This is a genomic window from Frateuria sp. YIM B11624 (assembly GCF_049727805.1).
In the GTDB taxonomy this organism is placed as follows: Bacteria; Pseudomonadota; Gammaproteobacteria; order Xanthomonadales; family Rhodanobacteraceae; genus Frateuria_A.
The window spans coordinates 44,898-66,370 of the sequence record NZ_JBCNYA010000007.1 but is presented as its reverse complement, the minus strand read 5'-3'; the positions used below and the strand labels follow the sequence as shown (position 1 = coordinate 66,370).

25 protein-coding genes are annotated in these 21,473 nt (G+C 69.9%); 17 read left to right on the top strand and 8 right to left on the bottom strand.

The window, feature by feature from the left end; genetic code table 11:
- Nucleotides 1–6 precede the first annotated feature (6 nt).
- From AAIL17_RS05220 to pncB, 7 genes are all read left to right on the top strand, one after another.
- Nucleotides 7–948, top strand: coding sequence for a diacylglycerol/lipid kinase family protein (locus AAIL17_RS05220; protein WP_424681763.1), 942 nt, complete (start codon nt 7–9; stop codon nt 946–948).
- Nucleotides 945–1,745: a metallophosphoesterase family protein gene (locus AAIL17_RS05215; protein ID WP_424681762.1), complete on the top strand. Its 801-nt coding sequence runs from the start codon at nt 945–947 to the stop codon at nt 1,743–1,745. The genes AAIL17_RS05220 and AAIL17_RS05215 overlap by 4 nt, the downstream gene beginning before the upstream one ends.
- Nucleotides 1,746–1,887: 142 nt before the next feature.
- Nucleotides 1,888–2,631, top strand: a complete 744-nt coding sequence (locus tag AAIL17_RS05210; protein ID WP_424681761.1) for a hypothetical protein — start codon at nt 1,888–1,890, stop codon at nt 2,629–2,631.
- Nucleotides 2,632–2,745: 114 nt separating this feature from the next.
- The gene (locus tag AAIL17_RS05205) at nt 2,746–3,141 is read left to right on the top strand and encodes a hypothetical protein (protein ID WP_424681760.1); all 396 of its coding nucleotides are present in this window, start codon (nt 2,746–2,748) and stop codon (nt 3,139–3,141) included.
- A gap of 57 nt (nt 3,142–3,198) precedes the next feature.
- On the top strand, nt 3,199–4,278 hold the full coding sequence (locus AAIL17_RS05200) for an aminopeptidase (RefSeq protein WP_424681759.1): 1,080 nt from the start codon (nt 3,199–3,201) through the stop codon (nt 4,276–4,278).
- A 43-nt stretch (nt 4,279–4,321) separates the two neighbouring features.
- Complete coding sequence (locus tag AAIL17_RS05195; RefSeq protein WP_424681758.1) at nt 4,322–5,359, top strand: YncE family protein; 1,038 nt, start codon at nt 4,322–4,324, stop codon at nt 5,357–5,359.
- A 78-nt stretch (nt 5,360–5,437) separates the two neighbouring features.
- Nucleotides 5,438–6,619: a nicotinate phosphoribosyltransferase gene (pncB, locus tag AAIL17_RS05190; protein WP_424681757.1), complete on the top strand. Its 1,182-nt coding sequence runs from the start codon at nt 5,438–5,440 to the stop codon at nt 6,617–6,619.
- Between the two features lie 6 nt (nt 6,620–6,625).
- Here pncB and AAIL17_RS05185 read toward each other — a convergent pair whose 3' ends face one another.
- Nucleotides 6,626–6,754: a hypothetical protein gene (locus AAIL17_RS05185; protein ID WP_424681756.1), complete on the bottom strand. Its 129-nt coding sequence runs from the start codon at nt 6,752–6,754 to the stop codon at nt 6,626–6,628.
- A 101-nt stretch (nt 6,755–6,855) separates the two neighbouring features.
- Here AAIL17_RS05185 and AAIL17_RS05180 point away from each other — a divergent pair, with 101 nt between their 5' ends.
- A complete protein-coding gene (locus tag AAIL17_RS05180; RefSeq protein WP_424681755.1) occupies nt 6,856–7,341 on the top strand; it encodes a glutathione peroxidase in 486 nt (161 codons plus the stop codon).
- An 8-nt stretch (nt 7,342–7,349) separates the two neighbouring features.
- Here AAIL17_RS05180 and dacB read toward each other — a convergent pair whose 3' ends face one another.
- The gene (gene dacB, locus AAIL17_RS05175) at nt 7,350–8,867 is read right to left on the bottom strand and encodes a D-alanyl-D-alanine carboxypeptidase/D-alanyl-D-alanine endopeptidase (RefSeq protein ID WP_424681754.1); all 1,518 of its coding nucleotides are present in this window, start codon (nt 8,865–8,867) and stop codon (nt 7,350–7,352) included.
- A 97-nt stretch (nt 8,868–8,964) separates the two neighbouring features.
- Between dacB and AAIL17_RS05170 the strand changes: the two genes are divergently transcribed.
- On the top strand, nt 8,965–9,447 hold the full coding sequence (locus tag AAIL17_RS05170) for an FKBP-type peptidyl-prolyl cis-trans isomerase (protein WP_424681753.1): 483 nt from the start codon (nt 8,965–8,967) through the stop codon (nt 9,445–9,447).
- A gap of 63 nt (nt 9,448–9,510) precedes the next feature.
- Here AAIL17_RS05170 and AAIL17_RS05165 read toward each other — a convergent pair whose 3' ends face one another.
- On the bottom strand, nt 9,511–10,599 hold the full coding sequence (locus tag AAIL17_RS05165) for a phospholipase A (protein WP_424681752.1): 1,089 nt from the start codon (nt 10,597–10,599) through the stop codon (nt 9,511–9,513).
- Nucleotides 10,600–10,715: 116 nt separating this feature from the next.
- Nucleotides 10,716–11,306 (bottom strand): hypothetical protein, encoded by a 591-nt coding sequence (locus tag AAIL17_RS05160; RefSeq protein ID WP_424681751.1) that lies wholly within the window; start codon nt 11,304–11,306, stop codon nt 10,716–10,718.
- Between the two features lie 119 nt (nt 11,307–11,425).
- On the opposite strand from AAIL17_RS05160, the gene AAIL17_RS05155 reads away from it, so the two are divergent.
- Nucleotides 11,426–12,709, top strand: a complete 1,284-nt coding sequence (locus AAIL17_RS05155) for a winged helix-turn-helix domain-containing protein (RefSeq protein ID WP_424681750.1) — start codon at nt 11,426–11,428, stop codon at nt 12,707–12,709.
- On the opposite strand, the gene AAIL17_RS05150 is transcribed toward AAIL17_RS05155, so the two are convergent.
- Nucleotides 12,706–13,197 carry a hypothetical protein gene (locus AAIL17_RS05150; protein WP_424681749.1) on the bottom strand — a complete coding sequence of 164 codons (492 nt, stop codon included), beginning with the start codon at nt 13,195–13,197 and terminating at the stop codon, nt 12,706–12,708. The genes AAIL17_RS05155 and AAIL17_RS05150 overlap by 4 nt on opposite strands.
- A gap of 327 nt (nt 13,198–13,524) precedes the next feature.
- On the opposite strand from AAIL17_RS05150, the gene AAIL17_RS05145 reads away from it, so the two are divergent.
- The 6 genes from AAIL17_RS05145 to AAIL17_RS05120 all read left to right on the top strand — a co-directional run bounded on the left by AAIL17_RS05145 (nt 13,525) and on the right by AAIL17_RS05120 (nt 17,562).
- The gene (locus AAIL17_RS05145) at nt 13,525–13,734 is read left to right on the top strand and encodes a cold-shock protein (protein WP_049622117.1); all 210 of its coding nucleotides are present in this window, start codon (nt 13,525–13,527) and stop codon (nt 13,732–13,734) included.
- 262 nt (nt 13,735–13,996) lie between these two features.
- On the top strand, nt 13,997–14,206 hold the full coding sequence (locus tag AAIL17_RS05140; protein WP_091333775.1) for a cold-shock protein: 210 nt from the start codon (nt 13,997–13,999) through the stop codon (nt 14,204–14,206).
- Nucleotides 14,207–14,303: 97 nt separating this feature from the next.
- Nucleotides 14,304–15,161, top strand: coding sequence for an alpha/beta fold hydrolase (locus tag AAIL17_RS05135; RefSeq protein ID WP_424681748.1), 858 nt, complete (start codon nt 14,304–14,306; stop codon nt 15,159–15,161).
- A gap of 124 nt (nt 15,162–15,285) precedes the next feature.
- Nucleotides 15,286–16,344 carry an NADH:flavin oxidoreductase/NADH oxidase gene (locus tag AAIL17_RS05130; RefSeq protein ID WP_424681747.1) on the top strand — a complete coding sequence of 353 codons (1,059 nt, stop codon included), beginning with the start codon at nt 15,286–15,288 and terminating at the stop codon, nt 16,342–16,344.
- A gap of 20 nt (nt 16,345–16,364) precedes the next feature.
- Nucleotides 16,365–17,240, top strand: a complete 876-nt coding sequence (locus AAIL17_RS05125; protein ID WP_424681746.1) for a pirin family protein — start codon at nt 16,365–16,367, stop codon at nt 17,238–17,240.
- A 19-nt stretch (nt 17,241–17,259) separates the two neighbouring features.
- Nucleotides 17,260–17,562, top strand: coding sequence for an Mpo1-like protein (locus AAIL17_RS05120; RefSeq protein WP_424681745.1), 303 nt, complete (start codon nt 17,260–17,262; stop codon nt 17,560–17,562).
- A gap of 81 nt (nt 17,563–17,643) precedes the next feature.
- Here the strand turns inward: AAIL17_RS05120 and AAIL17_RS05115 are convergent, their stop codons facing one another.
- Genes AAIL17_RS05115 through AAIL17_RS05105 form a run of 3 tightly spaced genes read right to left on the bottom strand, consistent with a single transcriptional unit; the run spans nt 17,644 to nt 20,453 of the window.
- The gene (locus AAIL17_RS05115) at nt 17,644–18,660 is read right to left on the bottom strand and encodes a response regulator (protein WP_424681744.1); all 1,017 of its coding nucleotides are present in this window, start codon (nt 18,658–18,660) and stop codon (nt 17,644–17,646) included.
- The gene (locus AAIL17_RS05110) at nt 18,657–20,027 is read right to left on the bottom strand and encodes a sensor histidine kinase (protein WP_424681743.1); all 1,371 of its coding nucleotides are present in this window, start codon (nt 20,025–20,027) and stop codon (nt 18,657–18,659) included. Before AAIL17_RS05110 ends, AAIL17_RS05115 begins: the two co-directional genes overlap by 4 nt.
- Nucleotides 20,028–20,057: 30 nt before the next feature.
- Entirely contained in the window at nt 20,058–20,453 is a 396-nt protein-coding gene (locus AAIL17_RS05105; RefSeq protein WP_424681742.1) for a cytochrome c, read from the bottom strand.
- A gap of 136 nt (nt 20,454–20,589) precedes the next feature.
- On the opposite strand from AAIL17_RS05105, the gene AAIL17_RS05100 reads away from it, so the two are divergent.
- Nucleotides 20,590–21,408, top strand: coding sequence for a tRNA threonylcarbamoyladenosine dehydratase (locus AAIL17_RS05100; RefSeq protein ID WP_424681741.1), 819 nt, complete (start codon nt 20,590–20,592; stop codon nt 21,406–21,408).
- Nucleotides 21,409–21,473: the final 65 nt, after the last annotated feature.

Below are 21,473 nucleotides of genomic sequence, written 5' to 3'. Positions count from 1 at the left end.
AGGGCCATGCCCACGCCGCAAGGCCACCCGGGGCCGTTTTCGATCGTCCTCAACCGCCGTTCCGGCAGCGCTGACGCCGAGGCGACCGAACGGGACATCCGCACCGCGCTCGACGACGCGGGGCACCCGTACCGGTTGTTCCGTGCGCGCCGCCCGCGCGAACTGGGCGGGCTGGCCCGCGAGGCGGTGGAGGCGGCGCGCGCACAGGACGGGACAGTGGTGGTGGCCGGCGGTGACGGCACCATCAACGCCGTGGTGCAGGCGGTGCTTCCCAGCGGTTTGCCGCTGGGCGTGCTGCCGCAGGGCACCTTCAACTTCGTCGGCCGCTGCCACGGCCTGCCCGAGGGTGACGCCGGTGCCGGCGTGCGCGGCCTGCTCGATGCACGCGAGGTGCCGGTACAGGTCGGCATGGTCAACCAGCGCGTGTTCCTGGTGAACGCCAGCCTGGGCCTGTACCCCGACCTGCTGGAACGGCGCGAGCGCGACAAGCGCCGCTTCGGCCGGCACCGGCTGGTTGCGCTGCTTTCGGGCCTGCGCGCGCTGCTGGGCAACTACCCGGACCTGCGGCTGTCGCTGCGCGAGGACGGCCGGGCGCAACTTCGCCGCAGCACCACGCTGGTGGTGGCAAACAACCGACTGCAACTGGAAAGCATCGGTATTCCCGAAGCGGAGGCCGTCGATCGCGGCCGGCTGGTCGGCATCGTGCTGCCGCCGCTGGCGCGCTGGCGGATGATCCTGGCGGCCGTGCGCGGCCTGTCCGGGCACCTGGGCGACGTCGAGAAAGTCGACAGCTTCGCCTTCGCCGAACTGGACGCGGCCTTGCCGCATCGCCGCCACATCAAGCTGGCGATCGATGGCGAGATCGGGCGGCTGTCACTACCACTGCGCTTCCGGGTCGCACCGCAGCCGCTGCGGCTGCTGGTGCCCGGCCGGCGGGAGGCATCGTGAGCGTGCTGCTGCACATGTCCGATTCGCACTTCGGCACCGAGCGGGCGCCGGTGCTGGCCGCGCTGCGCGCGCTGGTGCAGGACGTCCGGCCGGAGCTGGTAGTGCTCTCCGGGGACCTGACCCAGCGCGCGCGCCGGGCGCAGTTCGCCGCGGCGCGCGCGTTCGTCCGGGGCCTGCCGTCACCGCACCTGGCCATCCCCGGCAACCACGACATCCCGCTGTTCGCGCTGGGCACCCGCCTGGTGGCGCCGTACGCGCATTACCGGGCCGCCTTCGGCGATGAACTGGAACCGTCATGGTCGTCCGCGGACTGGCTGGTGCTCGGCGTCAACACCACGCGCTGGTGGCGCCACAAGCAGGGCGAGGTGTCGGCCGCGCAGGTCGACCGGGTCGCCGCGCGCCTGCGCGATGCCGCGCCCGGCCAACTGCGCGTCGTGGTGGTGCACCAGCCGATGGCGGTGATCCGCGCGTCCGACCAGCGCAACCTGCTGCGCGGCCACGCCCAGGCGGCCGGGGCATGGGCCCTCGCCGGTGCGCAGGTGGTGCTGGGCGGCCATATCCATCTGCCCTACGTGCGCCCCTTGCCGGCGCCGGCCGGACGGCCGTTGTGGGTGGTGCAGGCAGGCACCGCGGTGTCGCGCCGCGTACGCGGCGACACCGCAAACTCGGTGAACCTGCTGCATCGCGAGGGAGCGGACCGCTGCACCGTCGAACGCTGGGACTATGACGCCGTACGTGACGCATTCGGCTGCCGTGAGCGGCACGTGCTGCAACTGCGCCGGCCACCCGCATCCTGAATCGGCCGGGGTTTCATGCCGCGATCGCGCATGACAGCGGAAGACGCTCGCGCAATACTGGACGCGCAGGTCTTTCCGCCGCGTGCGTGGAGCATGCCGACGCGGGCAAGGCTGCATCGACCACCCGCAGGAGTGATGACGCATGGCAACGACCCGCAAGTCGGCCGCGAAGAAATCCACGGCAAAGAAGGCAGCCTCTGGCACCGCGACCAAGAAGAGCGCCGCCCGCAAGAAGACCGGCATCAAGACCCCGGTGAACCGCACCGCCGCCCGCCCGGCCGCGAAGAAGGCCGTCGGGAAGCGCCCGGCCACAAAGAAGGCAGCGCCGAAGAAGGCGGTTGCAAAGAAGGTCGCGCCGAAGAAAGCGGCGGTGAAAAAGGCCGCACCGAAGAAGGCGGCAGTGAAGAAGGCCGCGCCGAAAAAAGCGGCGATGAAGAAGACCGCGCCGAAAAAGGCCGCTGCCAGGAAGGCGGCGCCGAAAAAGGCGGCCCCCAGGAAGGCGCCTGCAAGGAAAGCCGCCCCGAAGAAGGCGGCCACCCGCAAGGCCGCTCCCGCGGCAGCCACGAAGATGGCGAACAAGCCGGCGGTGAAGAAGGCTGCGTCCGCCGGCAAGCCGAACCGGCCCGCCACCCGGCCCGTCGCCAGCAAGGGCGCCGCACCCGCCAATCCACCGGCGACCCGGCATATCAGCCCGGAAGAAGCGGTCGCCCACATCCAGGCCCTGCTCGACGCCAAGCATGAACGGGACCGCGCGGCGAACCACTCCGCGAACGCGCAGCCGCACGGCGATTCGGCCGTACATACGCGCAACAGTCCGCAGCTGCCCAGCGATGCGCCCAAGACCACCATTCCGGTGATCGCCGGCCAGCGCGGCCCCAAGGTCTGACCGTCCCTGCGCCGGAGCCGCGCCCGTGCCGGAAGGCCGGGCGCGACGCTCAGGGCGCATTCAAACCGCCGAGACTAGCGTGCGTTCCATGGCCTCACTCATGGAGGTGCGCCCATGAAACGTCTGCTTGCAGGACTGGCGCTGGCGCTCGGCACGGCCGCGCTGTCGGGTTGCTACTACGACCCCGGCTACAGCTACGTGCGCAGCAACGGTTACCAGGGCGACGCCTACTACGGCGAAGGTCCGTCGGTGATCTACGAGCCGGACTACTACGGTTACGGCGGCTACTACGGTCCCGGCTGGGGCTACGGCTGCTGTTACGCACCGGGCGTGAGCGTCGGCGTGAGTGGCGTCTGGTACCGCGATTCGCATCATTACCGCGGGCGCGACTGGAGCCGCGAGCGCTACCGTGACGGTGGCGGACGCCACGACTGGCGGGGCCGCGGCGATCGCGATCGTGGCCATGACCGCGGCGACTGGCGCGGCCGGCGCGACCACGACCACCACTGATCAGGCCGATTCCCCGCGCGGCTCGTGCGCGGGACGCGCGCTTGGCACAATCGCGGCATGCCTCCACCCCGTTTCCGTGGGCGCGCCGTGCGCCTGGCCATCGCCGCGCTGTGCCTGCTGCTCGGCGGCTGCGCCAGCCTTCGCTATTACGCCCACGTGGCGCACGGGCAGGCATCGCTGCTGGTGCACCGCCGGCCGATCGCCGAGGTGGTACGCGATCCGTCCATCGATCCAGACCTCGCCCGGCGCCTGCGGCTGGCCGCGCAAGCCCGGCAGTTCGCATCCTCGGAACTGGGCTTGCCGCGCAACCGCAGCTACACCAGCTACGTCGACCTGCATCGGCCCTACGTGGCGTGGAACGTGTTCGCCACGCTGCCCTATTCGGTCGACGCGGTGCCTCAATGCTTCCCCATCGCCGGCTGCGTGGCCTATCGCGGCTATTTCGACCAGGCCCGCGCGCAGGCCCGCGCGGCGCAACTGAAGGCGCAGGGCGACGACGTGTGGATCGGCCCGGTGCCGGCCTATTCGACGCTCGGCTGGTTCGCCGATCCGATCGTCTCCAGCATGCTGCGCTGGGACGACGACGAACTGGCCGGCACGATCTTCCACGAGCTCGCGCACCAGCAGCTCTACGTGAAGGACGACACCGCCTTCAACGAATCCTTCGCCAGCTTCGTCGAGCGGCAGGGCCTGCGCGAGTGGCGCAGGGCGCGCGAGCTGCCGCCGCCCGATCCGCGCGCGCAGGCGATGGAACGCGGCTTCACCATGCTGGTGCTGGATCTGCGCGAGCGGCTCAGGCAGTCGTATGCCTCCAGCCACGACACGGCGGTGCTGGCGCGCGGCAAGCGGGCGCAGATCGAGGCGTTCCGCCGGCGCTACGCCCGTTGGCGGGACACGCAGTGGCCCGGCGACCATCGCTACGACGCGTGGGTCGCGGCGCCGGTCAACAACGCGCGCCTGTTGCCATTCGGGCTGTACGACCGCTGGACCGGCGCGTTTGCCGTGCTGTACGACCGCGCCGGGCATCGCTGGCCGGCGTTCTACGCGCAGGTTCGCGCCCTGGCCGACGAGCCGAAGGCGCAGCGGGACCGTGCGCTGGATGCCCTGGCCGCCAACCCCGGCATAAGCGCCCGGTAAGCCGCCGGTACGAGCATCGGCGGGTCCGCCACGGAGCGCCGCCATGAACGCCACCTTCCGACGGGTTTTCGCCGCATCGCTCGGCCTGTGTACTGCCGTGCTGGCCGCATCGGCGCCGCATGCCGGCTATCGCGTGCTGCACCGCTACGCGCCCGGCGGCGACGAGGGCTGGGATTACCTCGCGGTCGACGCCGCTGCGCGCCGCGTGTACGTCAGCCACGGCGACGAGGTGGTGGTGCTCGATGCCGACAGCGGGACGACCGTGGGCCGCATCGGCCATCTGGACGGCGTGCACGGCATCGCGCTGGCGCCGGCCCTGCATCGCGGCTGGATCAGCAACGGCCGCAGCGGCAAGGTGACGGCGTTCGACACCCGCACGCTCAAAGCCACCGCCACGCTCGAAGCCAGCGGCGGCAACCCTGACGCGATCCTGTACGACCCGGCCAGCCGGCGCGTCTTCACCTTCAACGGCCGCAGCGCCAATGCCACCGCCTTCGACGCGGCCAGCGGCAAGCCGCTGGCGACGATCGCGCTGCCGGGCAAGCCGGAGTTCGCCGTCACCGACGGCGCCGGACGTGTCTGGGTGAACATCGAGGACAAGAGCGAGCTGGCAGAACTCGATCCGAAGACAGCGAAACTTCTGGCGACCTGGTCGCTGGCGCCGTGCGAGTCGCCCACCGGGCTCGCACTGGATGCCACGCACCGACGCCTGTTCTCGGTCTGCCAGAACCGCACCATGACGGTGCTCGATGCCGACGACGGCCATCGCGTGGCCAGCGTCGCGATCGGCAACGGGCCGGACGGCGCCGCGTTCGATCCCCGGCGCGGCATCGTGTACAGCGCCAACGGCCAGGATGGCACGCTGACGGTGGTGCACGAGGACGACCCGGACCATTACCGCGTACTCGCCACCGTACCCACCCAGGCCAGCGCCCGCACGCTCGCCCTGGATCCGCGCACCGGCCACCTGTTCCTGTCGGCGGCGCAGTTCGCGGTGCACACGGAGCAGGGCGGCCCGCACCACCATCCGTCCGTGCTGCCGGGGAGCTTCACCGTGCTGGAAGTCGGACGCGAGCCTTGAGCCGACTCGCCGCATCTGGGTCTGCACGGCGATAATGCACGTCCCGATCCGGTGCACCGGATCCAGCCAGGCACGTGCATGATCGTCCAGTCCCTGCTCGACACCGACCTGTACAAGTTCTCGATGATGCAGGTGGTGCTGCACCACTATCCGGCGGCGCAGGTCGAGTACCGCTTCAAGTGCCGCAATCCGGGGATCGACCTGGTGCCGTACATCGGCGAGATCCGTGCCGAGCTGGACGCCTTGTGCCGCCTGCGCTTCACGCCCGAGGAGCTCGACTACCTGCGCGGCTGGCGCTACATCAAGAGCGACTTCGTCGACTTCCTGGGGCTGTTCCAGCTCAACGCCAAGTACGTCGACATCGCGCCGTCGACGACCGCCGAGGGCGAGATCGAGATCCGCATCGTCGGCCCGTGGCTGCACACCATCCTGTTCGAGGTGCCGCTGCTGGCGATCGTCAACGAGGTGTACTTCCGCAACACGCAGGCCGATCTGGACCTGACCCAGGGACGTAAGCGCCTGCAGGCGAAGATCGCGATGCTGCACGGCGACCCGGACTACGCCGATTGCCGCATCGCCGACTACGGCACGCGCCGGCGCTTCTCGCGCGCCTGGCACGAGGAGGTGGTGCGCACCCTGCGCGACGGCCTGGGCGACCAACTGGCCGGCACCAGCAACGTGTGGCTGGCGTGGAAGCTCGGCCTCACCCCGCTGGGCACGCTGGCGCACGAGTACCTGCAGGCGCACCAGGCGCTCGGCCCGCGGCTGCGCGACTCGCAGCGCGTGGCGCTGGAGACCTGGGCGAAGGAATACCGCGGCGACCTCGGCATCGCGCTGTCGGACGTCTACGGCCTGGACGCTTTCCTGCGCGACTTCGACATGTACTTCTGCAAGCTGTTCGACGGCACGCGGCACGATTCGGGCGACCCGTTCGCCTGGGGCGAGAAGGTGCTGGCGCACTACCAGGCCAATCGCGTCAATCCGCGCAGCAAGATCCTGGTGTTCAGCGACGCGCTCGACCTGCCGCGGGTGATGCAGCTCTACCGCCACTTCCGCGGGCGCTGCCAGCTGGCCTTCGGCGTCGGCACCAACCTCACCAACGACGTCGGGCCGACGCCGCTGCAGATCGTGATCAAGATGGTCCGCTGCAACGGCCAGCCGGTGGCCAAGCTCAGCGATTCGCCGGGCAAGAACATGTGCGACGACCCGGCCTACGTGGCCTACCTGCGGCAGGTGTTCGACATCCCGCCAGAGGCCTGAGGCCGCTTACAGGCCCGGGTACCGGCGCCGCGTGCGTACGCGCGCCGGCCGGCGCGGCGCCTCGCGGCAGGCCGCGTAGCCCAGCAGCACGAGGGTGGCTAGGGAGACCAGGGCGGAAACGATGAGCTGCATCACGGCAGCGTCTCCTCCCGGGGACACGTGGGGAAATGGCCATCGCTCATGTGCATATGCCCCCGCCGGCGTAGACTGCCCGCCACGCTAACGGGAGCCCATGCATGAGCAGCGTCTACGACTTCTCCGCCCGCGACATCGACGGCAGGGAACGCTCGCTTTCCGAATGGCAGGGACGCTGGCTGCTGGTCGTCAACGTCGCCTCCAAGTGCGGCTTCACGCCGCAATACACGGGGCTGCAGGCGCTGTGGCAAGCGTGGCGCGACCGCGGGCTGACCGTGCTCGGCTTTCCCTGTGACCAGTTCGGCCACCAGGAGCCGGGCAGCGAGGCGGACATCCGCCAGTTCTGCAGCCTCAACTACGAGGTGGACTTCCCGCTGTTCGCCAAGATCGAGGTCAACGGCAAGGATGCCCATCCGCTGTATCGCTGGCTCAAGCGCGAGGGCAAGGGCGTGCTCGGCAGCGAGGCGATCAAGTGGAACTTCACCAAGTTCCTGGTCGGGCCGGACGGGCAGGTGGTCAAGCGCTACGCGCCGACCGACACGCCGGAGAAGATCGGCGCGGACCTCGCGACGCGCGTCGCCGGGTGATTGGCGCCCTACGGGGTCTTCTCGTTTAGCTCTGCCAGCCACACGGCGATCGCGTCCACGTCGGCGCTGGCCGGCATCCCTTTCGGCGGCGCATAGTCGTTGAGCAGGATCGCGAAGGCCAGGTGCTCGCCCGCGGCGCTGGTCACATAGCCGGCCAGGCCGTTCACGTAGGTCATGCTGCCGGTCTTGGCATGCACGTTGCCCGCGGCGGGCGTACCGCGCATGCGCCCGGCCAGCGTGCCGTCGACGCCGGCGACCGGCAGCATGTCGTGCAACGCACCGGCGTCGGGATCGTTGGCGAGGAAGGCGAGCAGGCGCACCAGCGCGGCGGGCGTGGTGAGATCGCGCCGCGACAGCCCGGTGCCTTCGCCGATCAGGCTGGTCGAAGGCGGGATGCCGATGCGGTCGAGCAACTGGCGCAACGCGCGGATGCCCCAGTCGGCGGCGTCGAGGAAACCGGCCGGCGCCGTGGCATCGGCCGTTGCCGTGGCGTGGGCGCGCGTGCCGGCGAGCTGCAGCAGGTTCTGCAGGTAGAGGTTCTGCGAGCGCTTGAGGCCTTCGCGCAGGATCGTCGTGAGGGGCGGCGAACGCACTTCGGCCAGCACGCCGGCGCCGGCGCGCAGCTCGGTGTCCTGCTGCGGCCAACGCGCCACCCGCAGGCGACCGTCGACCGCGATGCCGCGCCGCTTCAAGGCTTGTAGCAACGCGGCGCCAGCAGCCTGCGCAGGATCGGCCATCGCCAGGCGGAAGCCGCGCGGAGACGACTGCACGGGAACGGAACCGAAGGCGTGCAGCAGCGCGTCTCCCGGCGCGCGGTAGAGGTTGATGTCGTCGGCGCTGCCGGCAGGCGAAGTGAACAGATGCCCTGCCACGGGCATCGCGGCGTGCGGTGGCTCGAAGGTGAGCTGCGCGGGCCGGCCTGCTTCCGCGGCCGGCGCCACGGTGAGCCGCAACTGGTTCTCGTCCACGCTCAAGGCCGAGGCCGGCGCGGCAAAGCCCGCCAATAGATCGGTAGCCTCCCAGCCGTCGCCGACCGGCGGTCCGGCGAAATAGGTGGCATCGGCCACCAGGCCGCCACGCACGCGGCGCACGCCGCGGCCGGCAAGCTGCGCGGCCAGCGCGTCGGCCCAGTCGGCAGTGGACGGATCGGCACCGAGCGAGGGATCGCCCATGCCGTAGAGCACCAGCGGGCCATCCACGCGCCCACGCCTGTCAGGCTGGGAACCGAGCACGCGGGTGGGAATGCGATAGCTGGCATCCAGCCCGTTGAGCACCAGCGCCGCCGTGTACAGCTTGGCGGTGGAGGCCGGCTGGAACAGCTTGTCGGCGTCGTGCGCATAGAGCGTGCGGCCGCTGTCCAGCGAGACCACCGCGATGCCCCAGCGCGCCGCCGCGAAGCGCGGTTGCGCGATGTGCGCGTCGATCGCCGCGCGCATGGCGGCCAGGTCCATCGCCCAGGCGTGCAGCGGCAGCAGGGCGAGCGCGAGCAGGGGGAACAGCCGGAGCGGCGTGCGGGGCATCCTCATGCACGCAAGTATCGCAACCGCGATGCCGCCGTGCAGGTCGACGGCCCCTCTACGGCGACCTGCTAAGCTGGCCCATTCCCTGCCAGCAGAGATCGACATGCAGATCGCAGACAACACCGTCGCCTCCTTCCATTACACGCTGACCGACGACGAGGGCCGCGTGATCGACAGTTCCGAGGGACGCGAGCCGCTGACCTACCTGCACGGCACGGGGCAGATCGTGCCGGGGCTGGAGAAGATGATGGCCGGCCGCCAGGCGGGCGACCAGTTCAAGGTCGACGTGGTGCCGGAGGAAGGCTACGGCGTGCGCCACGCCGAGCTGATGCAGGAAGTGCCGCGCGAGGCGTTCCAGGGCGTGGAGGACATCCAGCCGGGCATGCAGTTCCAGGGCCGCGGCCCGCAGGGCGTGATCAACGTGACCGTGGTGCGCGTGGACGAGGACAAGGTACACATCGACGGCAACCATCCGCTGGCCGGGCAGACGCTGCACTTCAACGTCGAGGTGACCGGCGTGCGTCCGGCCAGCGCCGAGGAGCTGGTGCACGGGCACGTGCACGGGCCGGGCGGACATCACCACTGAGGTCATGACGGCGCGGGGAGGGCGATCGCCTTCCCCGCACGGCTTCCCGGCGTCTTCCCGGGCTCAGTACCAGTCGAGCAGCGACACGCCCAGGCCCAGGTACGTGGCGTTGTGGTTGTAGTCGATCAGGCTCTCGCCGTAGCCCTTGAACACTTCCATGTAGCCGCGCAGGTTGCCGGCCAGCGGGAAGCTCCAGGTGAACCGCGCCGAGCCGTGGCTGCGGCTGCCGCCGCGGAAGGAATGGCGCAGCATCATGCCGAATTCCTGCCCGTTCCACTCGTGCACGATCTGCACTTCGCCGCGGCCCATGTAGTCGCTGATGTCCGGGTTGTTGTCGTCGACGCCGCCCTCGGGGATGCGCCACCACGGGCGCAGCATCACCGTCCAGTCGCCGCGCTCGAAGCCGACGTTGCCGATCACGCGGTTCCAGCTGCGCGAGAGCGGGTTGGATTGTCCGTTGGACTGGTGGTTGATGCCGATGCCGAGCAGGCGGCCGTCCCAGCCGAGCACGTCGTAGTGCGTGTCGAACACCAGCATCGCCTCGGGTTCGTAGTTGGTCTCGCGGAACGGGCGGGAGATGTGGTCGTTGTAGACCTGCCAGCGCGAGGACTGGGTATAGCCCAGCCACAGGTCGCCGGCGTTGCCGAACACGCCCTGCCAGAGCTTGGTCTTGAAGCTGATCTGGAACTTCGCCTCGACGTTCTCCAGCCGCTCCGGGTTGGTCACCGTGTTGAGCGGATTGGGGCTTTGCGGACGCTCGTTCTGGTTGCTGGTGGCGAATACCGGTAGCAGGAACACCGGCTTGTAGCCGCGTACGTTGTAGGTGCCGAGCTTGGCTTCGGGCGCCAGTTCCCAACGGCTGTCCAGCAACGACAGCGGTGCGGCCACCTCGGGATTCTCCTGTGCAGACGCCTGGCCGGGATTGCGGTCGTGGGCGAACAGGCTGGGCTGCGTGGCGCTCTCGCTTTCGCGCTTCTTCGCCACCGGCAGGTTGACCCGCCCGGTGGCGTGGTCGTAGCAGGCCAGCCGTTGGGCATCGCTCTCGATCGCGGTGCAGGCGCGGATATCCATCGGGTCGGGGTTCTGCGCGTGCGCGGCGCAGGCCCACAGCCCGCCGAGCAGGGCGAGCGTGGCGGTCGGCAGTGGCTTCATCGAGGCTTCGTTCCGTGGCGTAAAGGCGCGAGTCTAGCCAGCCGCGCCCGAACCGGCGGTGACGGCCAAAAAAAAGCCGGCCGCGGGGGCCGGCGAGGGGAGTGTCGAGCAAAAGCTCAATGCGATTTCCAGCTGTCGTACTCGCGCTGGGTGATGCGGCCGTCACGGTTCTTGTCGGCGTAGTCGAAGTCGTTGGCCAGCGGCGGATAGCTGACCGCCTGGTCCGCGCTGATCGACTTCTTGCCGTTGGCGAGCTGGCTGAAGTCGGGCGCCGGGCCGGTGTCGGGCGCCGGTGCCATCGAGGATTTGAACTCGACGTTGGCTCCCGCGTTGGCGTTGCCTTGCATGTTCATGCCGCCGTTCATGTCCTGGCTGCCATTCATGCCGCCCTGTTGGTGGTCCATCGGCGGCGGCGCGCTGGTGGCCGGCGGCGGCATGGATTGCATGCCCGAACTGGTCGCCGGGGCCGGCGGCGTGTCGGCCGGGTTCGGCGGCGGTGGCGGCGTCGGCGGCATGTTCGACTGCGGCGAGCCCGCCGGCGGAGGCGGCATCGGCGTGGTCGGCGGCGGAGGAGGCGCGGTGTCGGTCGGGTTCGACGGCGGCGTCGGCGGACTGGGCGGGGTGGGCACGTCCTGCGCCAGCAGGGCGCCGGAAAGCAGCAGCGAGCCGGCGGCGAGGGCGGACAGCAGTGGCTTGCGGGATTTCATCGGCGGGACTCCATGCCAGAATGCGGGGACGCGGACGGAAGCAATCGATGGGGCTGCCGCGCTCCGGCACGCTAGCAAACGATTTGTAAACGCCGCCTCATCTTGGACAACAGGGTTCCGTGAAGCCGTCGACGTCGTTGCCGTCCGTTCCACCCGTCCCGTCGGCGCCGTTGGGCCTAGCCCAGGCACGCCGCCTGCACCTGGCCGCGCAAGGCCTGCTGCGGCCGCTCGGTCGCCGCCCGCGTCCGGCCGACGTGGTGGCCGCGATCGAGCGCATGCGCCTGCTGCAGATCGACTCCATCCACGTGGTCGCGCGCAGCCCCTACCTGGTGCTGCACGCGCGCCTGGGCGACTACGACGGCGGCTGGCTGGACCAGGCGCTGGTGCAGGGCCGCATCGCCGAGTGCTGGGCGCACGAGGCCTGCTTCGTGCCGGCCGCCGACCTGCCGCTGCACCGCGCCTGGCGCGAGCGTGGCGCCCATTGGGCGCATCGCCACGCCGCGCGCATGCACCGCGAACACCGCACGGAGATGGACGAGTTGCTCGAGCGCATCCGCACGCAGGGCCCGGTGCGCGCGGCCGATTTCCCGCGCGCCGATCGCGGGGTGAGCGGCTGGTGGGAATGGAAGCCGGAGAAGCGTTGGCTGGAGGCCTGGTTCGCGCTGGGCGAGCTGATGGTGCCGCGGCGCGAGCGCTTCCAGCGCGTGTACGACCTGGCCGATCGCGTGCTCGCTACGCTCGAGCCGCCGTTCGCGCCGAGCGCGCTCGACCCGGCCGCACTGCGCCGGCGGTTCATCCTGGACAGCGTGCGGGCGCTGGGCATCACCCAGGCGCGCTGGATCGCCGACTACTACCGGCTCAAGCCCGCGGTGGACGAAACCGAGCTGGCGCCGCTGCTCGCCGCCGGCGAACTGCTCGCCGTGCCGGTGCGGGGCTGGGACGCGCCCGGTTACGTCCATCGCGAACATGCGCCGCTGCTGGACAAGCTGCGGGCCGGCCAGTTGCGCGCCACCCACACGGCACTGCTTTCGCCGTTCGATCCGCTGGTCTGGGACCGCGCCCGCGCGCAGGCCATGTTCGATTTCGAGTACACGATCGAGTGCTACACGCCCGCGCCCAAGCGCCGCTACGGCTACTACGTGCTGCCCATCCTGCACCGTGGCAGCCTGGTCGGACGGCTGGACGCCAAGGCGCACCGCGGCGAGGGCGTGTTCGAGATCAAGGCGCTGTTCCTGGAGCCGGGCCAGGATCCTTCGCCACGCCTGGTGGCCGATGTGGCCGACGCGATCGCCCGCACCGCGCACTGGCACGGCACGCCGACGGTGCGGTTGGAGCGCAGCGAACCGGCGGCGTTCGGGCGCGCGCTGCGCGCCCACTGGAAGGCTGCCGGCGCGAGCGGCTAGTGTCCGGCCTGGCTGCTCGCCGCGGCCGGGGCCGAGTCGCAGGATTTCCCGTGCAGGGCCTGGCGCAACTGGCTGGCCAGCGAGTTGCAGCGTGCCGCGAGCGTCGGACGCGTCGCCGAATCCTGCGAATCGCGCAGCAGGCTCGTGCGCATCGCTTCGTAGCGGCCCTGGAGCTGGTCGGGCTTGTAGATCGCCGCGGCGCGGTGGCAGGCCACGTAGCTGGCCAGGTAGTCGTCGCAGGCGGGAATGCCGGTGTTCTCGGGCAACGGGGCGGAACGTTCCGGCGCGTTGCTCGTGGCGGCGCGATTGCCGTGGGCGGCATGCTCTTCGCCGGAGCGCGCGGTGCCTGCCGGCGTGGTTTCGGAGGTGGCCGCCGGAGCATGGCCGGCCTCGCTTGCGCCGGTGCGGGCAGGGTGGCTGGCGCAGCCGGCGAGCAGCAGGCCGGCACCGAGCACGGCGAGGGTCAGGCGCGGGACGATGGGCTTCATGGCTGGCATTCCTGGTCGGCGGGTATCGGCCGGCAACGCGGCTGGCGGTCTCGACACTAGACAAACGGCAGCGTGAAGAAAAGCTGAAACCGCCGTGCCCGGTGGCATCGCCACCGTTCAGCTTTGGCGGTCGCACGGGCGATCGGTACCGGCTATGATGCGCGCACTGTGTTTGCCGGGGTCACCAGAGTTTTGTGGCCCGATGCCGCCGATCACGATCTGCGCTTCATCGATTCACCCCTAGGGTTTTCCTTGCACACCAGTAAGTCGGCCCCGCATTTCCGCGGCGGTCGAGTCTCTTTTTGAATAAAACCTGTGGAGTGTTTCATGTCTGATCGTCAGATCGGTACCGTCAAGTGGTTCAACGACGCCAAGGGCTTCGGCTTCATCAGCCGCGACAATGGCCCGGACGTGTTCGTGCATTTCCGTGCCATCAGCGGCACCGGCTTCAAGAGCCTTCAGGAAGGCCAGAAGGTGAGCTTCAAGGTCGTGCAGGGCCAGAAGGGCCTGCAGGCCGACGAGGTCCTCCCGGCCTGAGCGGTTTTCCGCACGGACCTGAGAGAAAGCCGGGCAGCGATGCCCGGCTTTTTTCTTGCCCGGAACATGGGTATTCCGGCACGGATTGCTTTTACGAAAATTCCGTTATGCTTGAGCCACTGTGTCTGCTCGGTCCACGTGCGTGCCCCGATGCGGGATTCCCCGAATCACGCCTCGCTCCACCCGCTCCCTGCATGCCCAGTAAGCCGTCGGCCAAAGGGGAGGTCGACTTGTCTCAGCATCGTGCAGAACGGAGTGAGTCATGTCGGATCGTGAAATTGGCACCGTCAAGTGGTTCAACGACGCCAAGGGCTTCGGCTTCATCAGCCGGGAAAGTGGCCCCGACGTCTTCGTGCATTTCCGCGCCATCAGCGGAACGGGCTTCAAGAGCCTGAAGGAAGGCCAGAAGGTGAGCTTCAAGGTCGTGCAGGGCCAGAAGGGCCTGCAGGCCGACGAAGTCGCCCCGGCCTGAATGGCGAATCGATCATTTGCCTAAGGCCGGCGCAAGCCGGCCTTTTTTTGTGCGCGCCGCGCGCCTTCGCTAGCCTGCGGTTTTCGGGTGTGATGCCATGGATGCTGGTTCGAACGATGCCGCACGCGTCGTGCGGGTGACCGCCGCCGATGGCGCGGCCAGCGAGCTGCTGCTGGTCGGCGCGACGGCTCCGCGCCGCTGGCTGTACTGGTTGCCGGCGATGGGCGTGCCGGCAAGGCATTACCTGCCGTTCGCCGAGGCGATGGCCGCATGCGGCATCGCCGTGGCGCTGCATGAGTGGCGCGGCATCGGCTCCAGCGAGCGCCGTGCCGGGCGCCAGCAGGACTGGGGTTACCGGGTTCTGCTGCAGCAGGATGTTCCCGCCGGACTTGCCGCCGCCCGCGCCGCCTGGCCGAAGGCGCCAGGCCTGCTGGGCGGCCACAGCCTGGGCGGCCAACTGGCGTGCGTGTATGCGGGGTTGCATCCCGCGCAGGTTGCTGGCCTGGTGCTGGTCGCCAGCGGCGCGCCGTACTGGCGGAATTTCCGCCATGCCTGGCTGATCGGCGCGGCCTATGCCGCGGCGCCGGTGCTGGCTGCGCTGTTCGGACATTTCCCGGGACGACGCATCGGCTTCGGCGGCAACGAGGCGCGCGGCGTGATCCGCGACTGGGCGCGCAGCGGCCGCACGGGACGGTACGCCGCCGGCGGCATGGGCGACCTGGAGGTGGGCATGGCCACTTTCGCCGCACCCGTGCTGGCCCTGCGCCTGCGCGACGACTGGCTGGGGCCGGCCGCTTCGCTGGAATGGCTGCTGGGCAAACTCCCCGGCGCAGATGCCACGCGCGGCGTGCTCGCGCCGGAGGTGCTGCACGGCCCCGCCGATCATTTCGGCTGGATGAAGTCGCCGCAGCCGGTAGTCGCCCGCATCGCCCGCTGGGCGGACGACGCCTTGTAGGGATGTACGCGGCGGCCGTCGCGAGGGCATCGCAGCCGCGGCAAGCCCGCGCGGGACGCCGGGCTCTTGAAGCATGGCGCGCGTGGCGTCATCTGGTGGGCTTGTCCGTCGCCAAGGCTCCCGCATGGAACTGTTCACCCCGTTTGCCCAGCGCAGCCTCACGCTGCGCAACCGCATCGCCGTCGCGCCGATGTGCCAGTACTCGGCCCGCGACGGCGTGCCGGACGATTGGCACCTGGTGCACCTGGGCAGCCGCGCGGTAGGCGGCGCCGCGGCGGTGGTCGCCGAGGCGACGGCCGTTTCGCCGGAAGGCCGCATCTCGCCAGGCGACACGGGAATCTGGAACGACGCGCAGGTCGCCGCGTGGCGGCCCATCACCGCATTCATCCGCGGCCAGGACGCCGTTGCCGGCGTGCAGCTCGCGCACGCCGGGCGCAAGGCCAGCGCGCAGCGGCCATGGGAAGGCGGCGGCCCGTTGCCCACGGGGCAGGGCGACTGGACCACGGTGGCACCTTCGGCGCTTCCGTTCGACCAGGGCTGGCACACGCCGCAGGCGCTGGACGAGGCCGGCCTGCGCAAGGTCGTGGGCGACTTCCGTGCGGCCGCGGAGCGCGCGCTCGCCGCCGGTTTCCAACTGGTCGAAGTGCATGCCGCGCACGGTTACCTGCTGCACCAGTTCCTTTCGCCGCTCAGCAATCACCGCACCGACGCCTATGGCGGCAGTTTCGAGAACCGCACGCGGCTGGTGCGCGAGGTCGTGGCGGCGGTGCGCGAGGTGTGGCCGGACACGCTGCCGCTGTGGCTGCGTGTCTCGGCGACCGATTGGGCGGACGGTGGCTGGAGCGTGGAGGAGAGCGTGCGCCTGGCGCACGAGGTCAAGTCCCTGGGCGTGGACCTGGTCGACGTCTCCAGCGGCGGCGTGGTGCCGCACGTGAAGATCCCCGTCGGTCCGGGCTACCAGGTTCCGTTCGCCGCGCGGATCCGCCGCGAGGCGAAGATCGCCACCGGCGCGGTCGGGTTGATCACGGGGTCGCAACAGGCCGCGCAGATCGTCGGCAACCACGAGGCCGACCTGGTGCTGGTCGCGCGCGAGAGCCTGCGCGACCCGTACTTCCCGCGTCGTGCGGCGCAGGAGCTGGGCGTATCGCTCACCGCGCCGGTACAGTACCAGCGCGCCTGGTAGCGCCTGGACGGGAACACGACATGGACCACACGCCCCGCTTGATCGAAGGCCGCAAGCACGACCTCGGCGACGGCTTCACCGTGCGCCGCCTGCTGCCGGCGCTGCTGGCGCGCCACGTCGGTCCGTTCGTGTTCTTCGACCACATGGGGCCGGCCGACTTCGCGCCGGGCAAGGGCATGGACGTGCGGCCGCATCCGCACATCGGCCTGGCCACCATCACCTGGCTGTTCGAGGGCTCGATCCGCCATCGCGACAGCCTCGGCAGCCTGGCCGATATCCGTCCGGGTGAGGTGAACTGGATGACCGCCGGCCGCGGCATCGTGCATTCGGAGCGCACGCCGCCGGACGAACGCCGCGACGGCCAGCGGCTGCATGGCATCCAGCTGTGGGTGGCGCTGCCGCGCGAGGATGCCGAAGTGGCGCCCGAGTTCCATCATCATGGTGCCGATGAGCTGCCGCGGATCCACCGCGACGGCGCCGAGCTGCTGCTGGTGGCCGGACACGCCTACGGCGAGCGCTCGCCAGTGAAGGTGTTCGCGCCGATGTTCCTGATCGAGGCCAGCCTGGCCGCGGGCGCGGTCCTGGACTGGCCGGACGCTCATGCGGAACGGGGCGTGTACGTGGTCGAGGGCGAGGTCGAATGGGATGGCGTGGCGATCGGCATCGACCGCATGGCAGTGCAGGGCGCGCGCTCGGCGTCGCCGCTGCGTTCGCCCGGGCCCAGCCGGCTGATCCTGTTCGGCGGTGCGCCGCTGGATGGCGAGCGGCACCTGTGGTGGAACTTTGTGGCCAGCTCGCGCGAGCGGATCGAGCAGGGCAAGGCCGACTGGGCGGCAGGCCGTTTCGGCGTGGTGCCCGGCGACGAGCACGAGTTCATCCCGCTGCCCGAGCACTAGTTTCCGGAGGCCACGCGCCATGTCCGAGTTCACCAGCTTCCGCGACTTCTACCCCTATTACCTGAGCGAACATCGCAACCCCGCCTGCCGGCGGCTGCACTTCGCCGGCAGCACGCTGGTGCTGCTGGTCATCGTCGTGGCGATCGCGACCCGCGAGGCACGCTGGCTATGGCTCGCGCCGGTGGCCGGCTACGGCTTCGCCTGGGTCGGCCACTTCGCGTTCGAGAAGAACCGCCCGGCCACCTTCCGCCATCCGCTCTACAGCCTGGCCGGCGACTGGGTGATGTACTGGCAGATCCTGCGCGGCCGGCAGCGAATGTAGCTGCATAAGGCGTAGGGGGGCTTCAGCCCACCGGCTTTCCCGACGATCCGACCGGTGGGCTGAAGCCCATCCTACGGAACATCAGGCACCGAGCGCCTGGTCCTGCTCGCCCAGCCAGTCGTGGTAGTTGCGCAGCTTGCCCAACTGGAAGCGCGAGACGTCCTCGATCAGCGCCAGGTGATACCACTGCTCGCCGCGCACGGTGACGGCCGGATGCAGCAGGGCTTCGGGCTGGGCGATGTCCTCGCGGTAGTAGCCGTCGCCGGCGCCGAACCACGGCAGGCGGTCGCCTTCGCGCAGCGCGGCCAGCAGTTCGGCGGGCGCGCCCAGGTCGCTGGCGATCTCGTAGTGCGCGCGCAGATCCTCGTCGGTCTGCACCAGCACGAAGCGGCCGCGGCCACGCTCGTCCAGCAGCAGCATGCCGGTCGGGTTGACGTGCAGGTAGCACTCCACCGCCGGAAAGTCGCCGACCAGCTTGCGAAAGGCCTGCTGGAAGGCCTTGTCGCGCAGGAAGCGCACGTTGCCCAGAGCCAGCGCCTCGGCAACGAAGCCGCCGACGCGCTCGAAGTAGCGCCGCTGCAGCGCGCGGATGCCCAACTGCAGCTTTTCCGTCGCCTGCGGGTCGTTCTTGCGGATGAAGCGGTCGATCACGCCGGCGTTGAAGGCCTCGATCGCCGTGCAGTCGTCGGCGGTGCCGGTCAGCAGGATCTTGCCGATGTGCGGATTGGCCAGCTCGCGGCAGAAGGCGATGCCGTCCATCTCGGGCATGCTCAGGTCCACCACGACGACGGAGACTTCGGCGAAGCGCTCGGGATCGAACATCACCCGATGGATCGAGTCGATGTCCAATGCCACCAGCTCGCGCGTCTGCGAGGAGCGGTCCTTCCAGTGGTACATCCAGCCGCCGCCCGGCACGGCGCGGATGCCGTGGCTGCCCAGTTCGGCCAGCGCCTTGCGCGGCGAGCTGTAGCTGCGCAGGCGCAAGGCCGGGTCGAGCAGCAGCGGCATGCTGTCGAGGTACTTCTCATGGTCGTCCACCAGCAGCGTGGTGGTGGGGAAGTGGAACGGCAGGATATCGCCGTGGAAGTCGATGCTCATGCGGGAAGTCCCTGTCCAGATGGCACGTTCGGAAGCGTGGCGGATGGAAACGTCACGAAGAACTCGGTGTACTCGCCCCAGCGCGAACGGCAGCTGATCCGTCCGCCCATGCGCTCGACGGCGTTCTGCGAAAAGGCCAGGCCGATGCCGAGACCGGTGTCCGAGTCGCCTTCGCTGTAGGAGTAGAAGCGGTTGAAGATGCGCGGCAGCACGTCGGGCGGAATGCCCGGACCGGTGTCGCGCAAGCGGATGCAGTGCCCGCCGGCGTCGTTGTCCAGGCTCACGCGGATCTCGCCCTTGCCGGCGCGACCGGTATGGAACAGCGCATTGCGCAGCAGGTTGAAGAGCACGTGGGTGAGCAGCGGCTCGGAGCCCTTGACCACGAAGTCCTGCGGCCCGGGAACCAGATGGACCCGCTCGCGTTCGGCCCGCGAGGCATACGGATAGCGCGCCAGCGCCTGCTCCACGCAGGCGCGCGCGTGCAGCGGCTCCATGTGCAGCTTGCCCATCGGCCGGGCGGCCATGAGCAGCATGTCGATCACGGTGTTCGCGTGGTTGACCTCGTGCTCGATCACGCCGACGCCGCGTTGCAGCGCCTGCAGGTGCGGGCTGCGCAACGCGGCCACCGGCAACCCGGCCTGCTGGGCCAGGCGGTGGCTTTCCAGCAAGTGGGGCAGGTAGCGGCCGATCGCGCGGCCGGCCAGTTGCACCGAACCCAGCGGGGTGCGCAGTTCGTGCGCGATGTTGTTGGAGGCCCCGATCAGCGCCTTGACCTTGGCCTGGTCGCCGAACTTCTGCGACAGGCTGGCCAGCGGCCCCAGCACCAGCGTCAGCGCCAGCACCGGCGCGTACTGCAGCATCGCGTGCAGCGGCCAGGCCTCATGCGGCCCGAGCTGGAAGGCCAGCGCCGCCAGGCCGGTGCCCAGGCTGAAGATCAGCGCGAAGCTGGCCAGGTCGAACAGCATCATGGTGATGAAGATCGAGAACAGGTGCGCGGCCATCCAGCCGATCGTGCCGCCGTTGCGCAGCGTCAGGTAGCCGAAGAAGAACGGCAGCACGAAGGTGATCGCCACGTACCAGTACAGCGGCAGCCACGGCTTGCAGGCCCGCGGCCACCAGTGCTGCGCCGCCAGCGGCAGCAGCACCGCGCAGCCGGCCAGGTGCAGCCACAGGTTCTCGTAGGGCTGCGGCAGCAGGTAGGTCCAGATGAACCAGTACAGCGGCATGAACAGGCCGCCGAGCAGGCACATCACCGGCATCATCGGCTGCGAATAGCGCGCGCGGGTGAACATCGCGTTGTCCATCCGCCGCCGCAACTGGCGCAGCCACGATCCGCGGCGGCGTGCTGCGTGGATCGTCCCTGACATCAGCATGGCATCCGGCCGTGGAGTCGTGCGTCAGCGGTATTGCTGGTGGCAGGACTTGCAGGCGTCGTTCACCGGCTTGACCGCCTTGGCGAGCGCGGCGCAGTCGGTCGGGTGCGCCTGTACGGCGTCCTGCAGTGCGGTACGCAGGCGGCCGGCGTGGTCGAGGAAATCCTGCTCGGCACCCGGGAACGCGGCGGCGATGTCGCCCGCGGTCGACTGCAGGCGCAGAAGGTGGTCGTTGGCCTGCGCGGCATCGCACTGCTGGGTCTTGACCGCCTGGCCCAGCGCGCCCATGTGATGGCCCATCACGGTCATCACCGCGTGCGGCATGGGGTTGCGGTCGCCCAGCGCCTTCATCGCGAACACGGTGCCGAGGACGCCGATGACCAGGCCGAGCAGGATCAGAAGTGCGGAGCGTGCATTCATGGTGGACCGCCCTTGAAGTAGTGAAGGGCCAGAATACCGAAGCGCCGACGGCTTTCGTAGCCGTAAAATGGAGTTTTCCGCGTAGGAAACCGCACGCGATGGCAGGCAGCATCCACCCCGCCCCCGGGCAGGCCGCATGAGCGGGCCGCACTATCCGGTCGAACGTTTCGAGGGCGTCGAGCGCCTCTACGGGCGCGGCACGATCGAACGGCTGATGGACGCGCACGTCTGCGTGATCGGCATCGGCGGGGTCGGCTCCTGGGCGGTGGAGGCATTGGCGCGCAGCGGCGTGGGGCGGCTGACGCTGATCGACGCCGACGAGGTGTGCCTGTCCAACACCAACCGCCAGTTGCACGCGCTGGACGGCCAGTGGGGCAAGCCCAAGGTCGGCGTGATGGCCGAGCGCGCGCACGCGATCAACCCGCGCATCCGGCTGGAGGCGGTGGAACGCTTCCTCACCACCGCCACGCTGGACGAACTGCTGGACCGCGGCTACGACGTCGTGCTGGATGCCTGCGACGCCTTCCGCGTCAAGCTCGAGGCGATCGCCTGGTGCCGCCGGCGCAAGCTGCCGATGGTCACGGTGGGGTCGGCGGGCGGGCGCACGGATCCTACGCAGATCCGCGTGCGCGACCTGTCGCGCACCGAGCACGACGCGATGTTCAGTCTGATCCGCAAGAAGCTCCGGCAGGATTTCAACTTCCCGCGCAACCCGGACCGCTACTTCGGCGTGTCGGCGGTCTACTCGCTGCAGAACGTGCAGTACCCGCAGCCGGATGGCAGCGTGTGCGGCCTGCGTCCGCCCGGCGGCGATTCGCTCAACCTGGCCTGCGGCGGTGGGCTGGGGGCGGCCACGCACATCACCGGCGCGTTCGCCTTCGCGGCGGTGGGGAAGGTGCTGGAGAAGCTGCTGGAGCCGCCGGCACGCCGATCGGCAGATCCCGGCCAGGCATGACTTGCGGGCCGTGCGTGCCGGAGGCCGGCGGCGTCCAATGGCCCCTACACGTGACCGGACCCTGC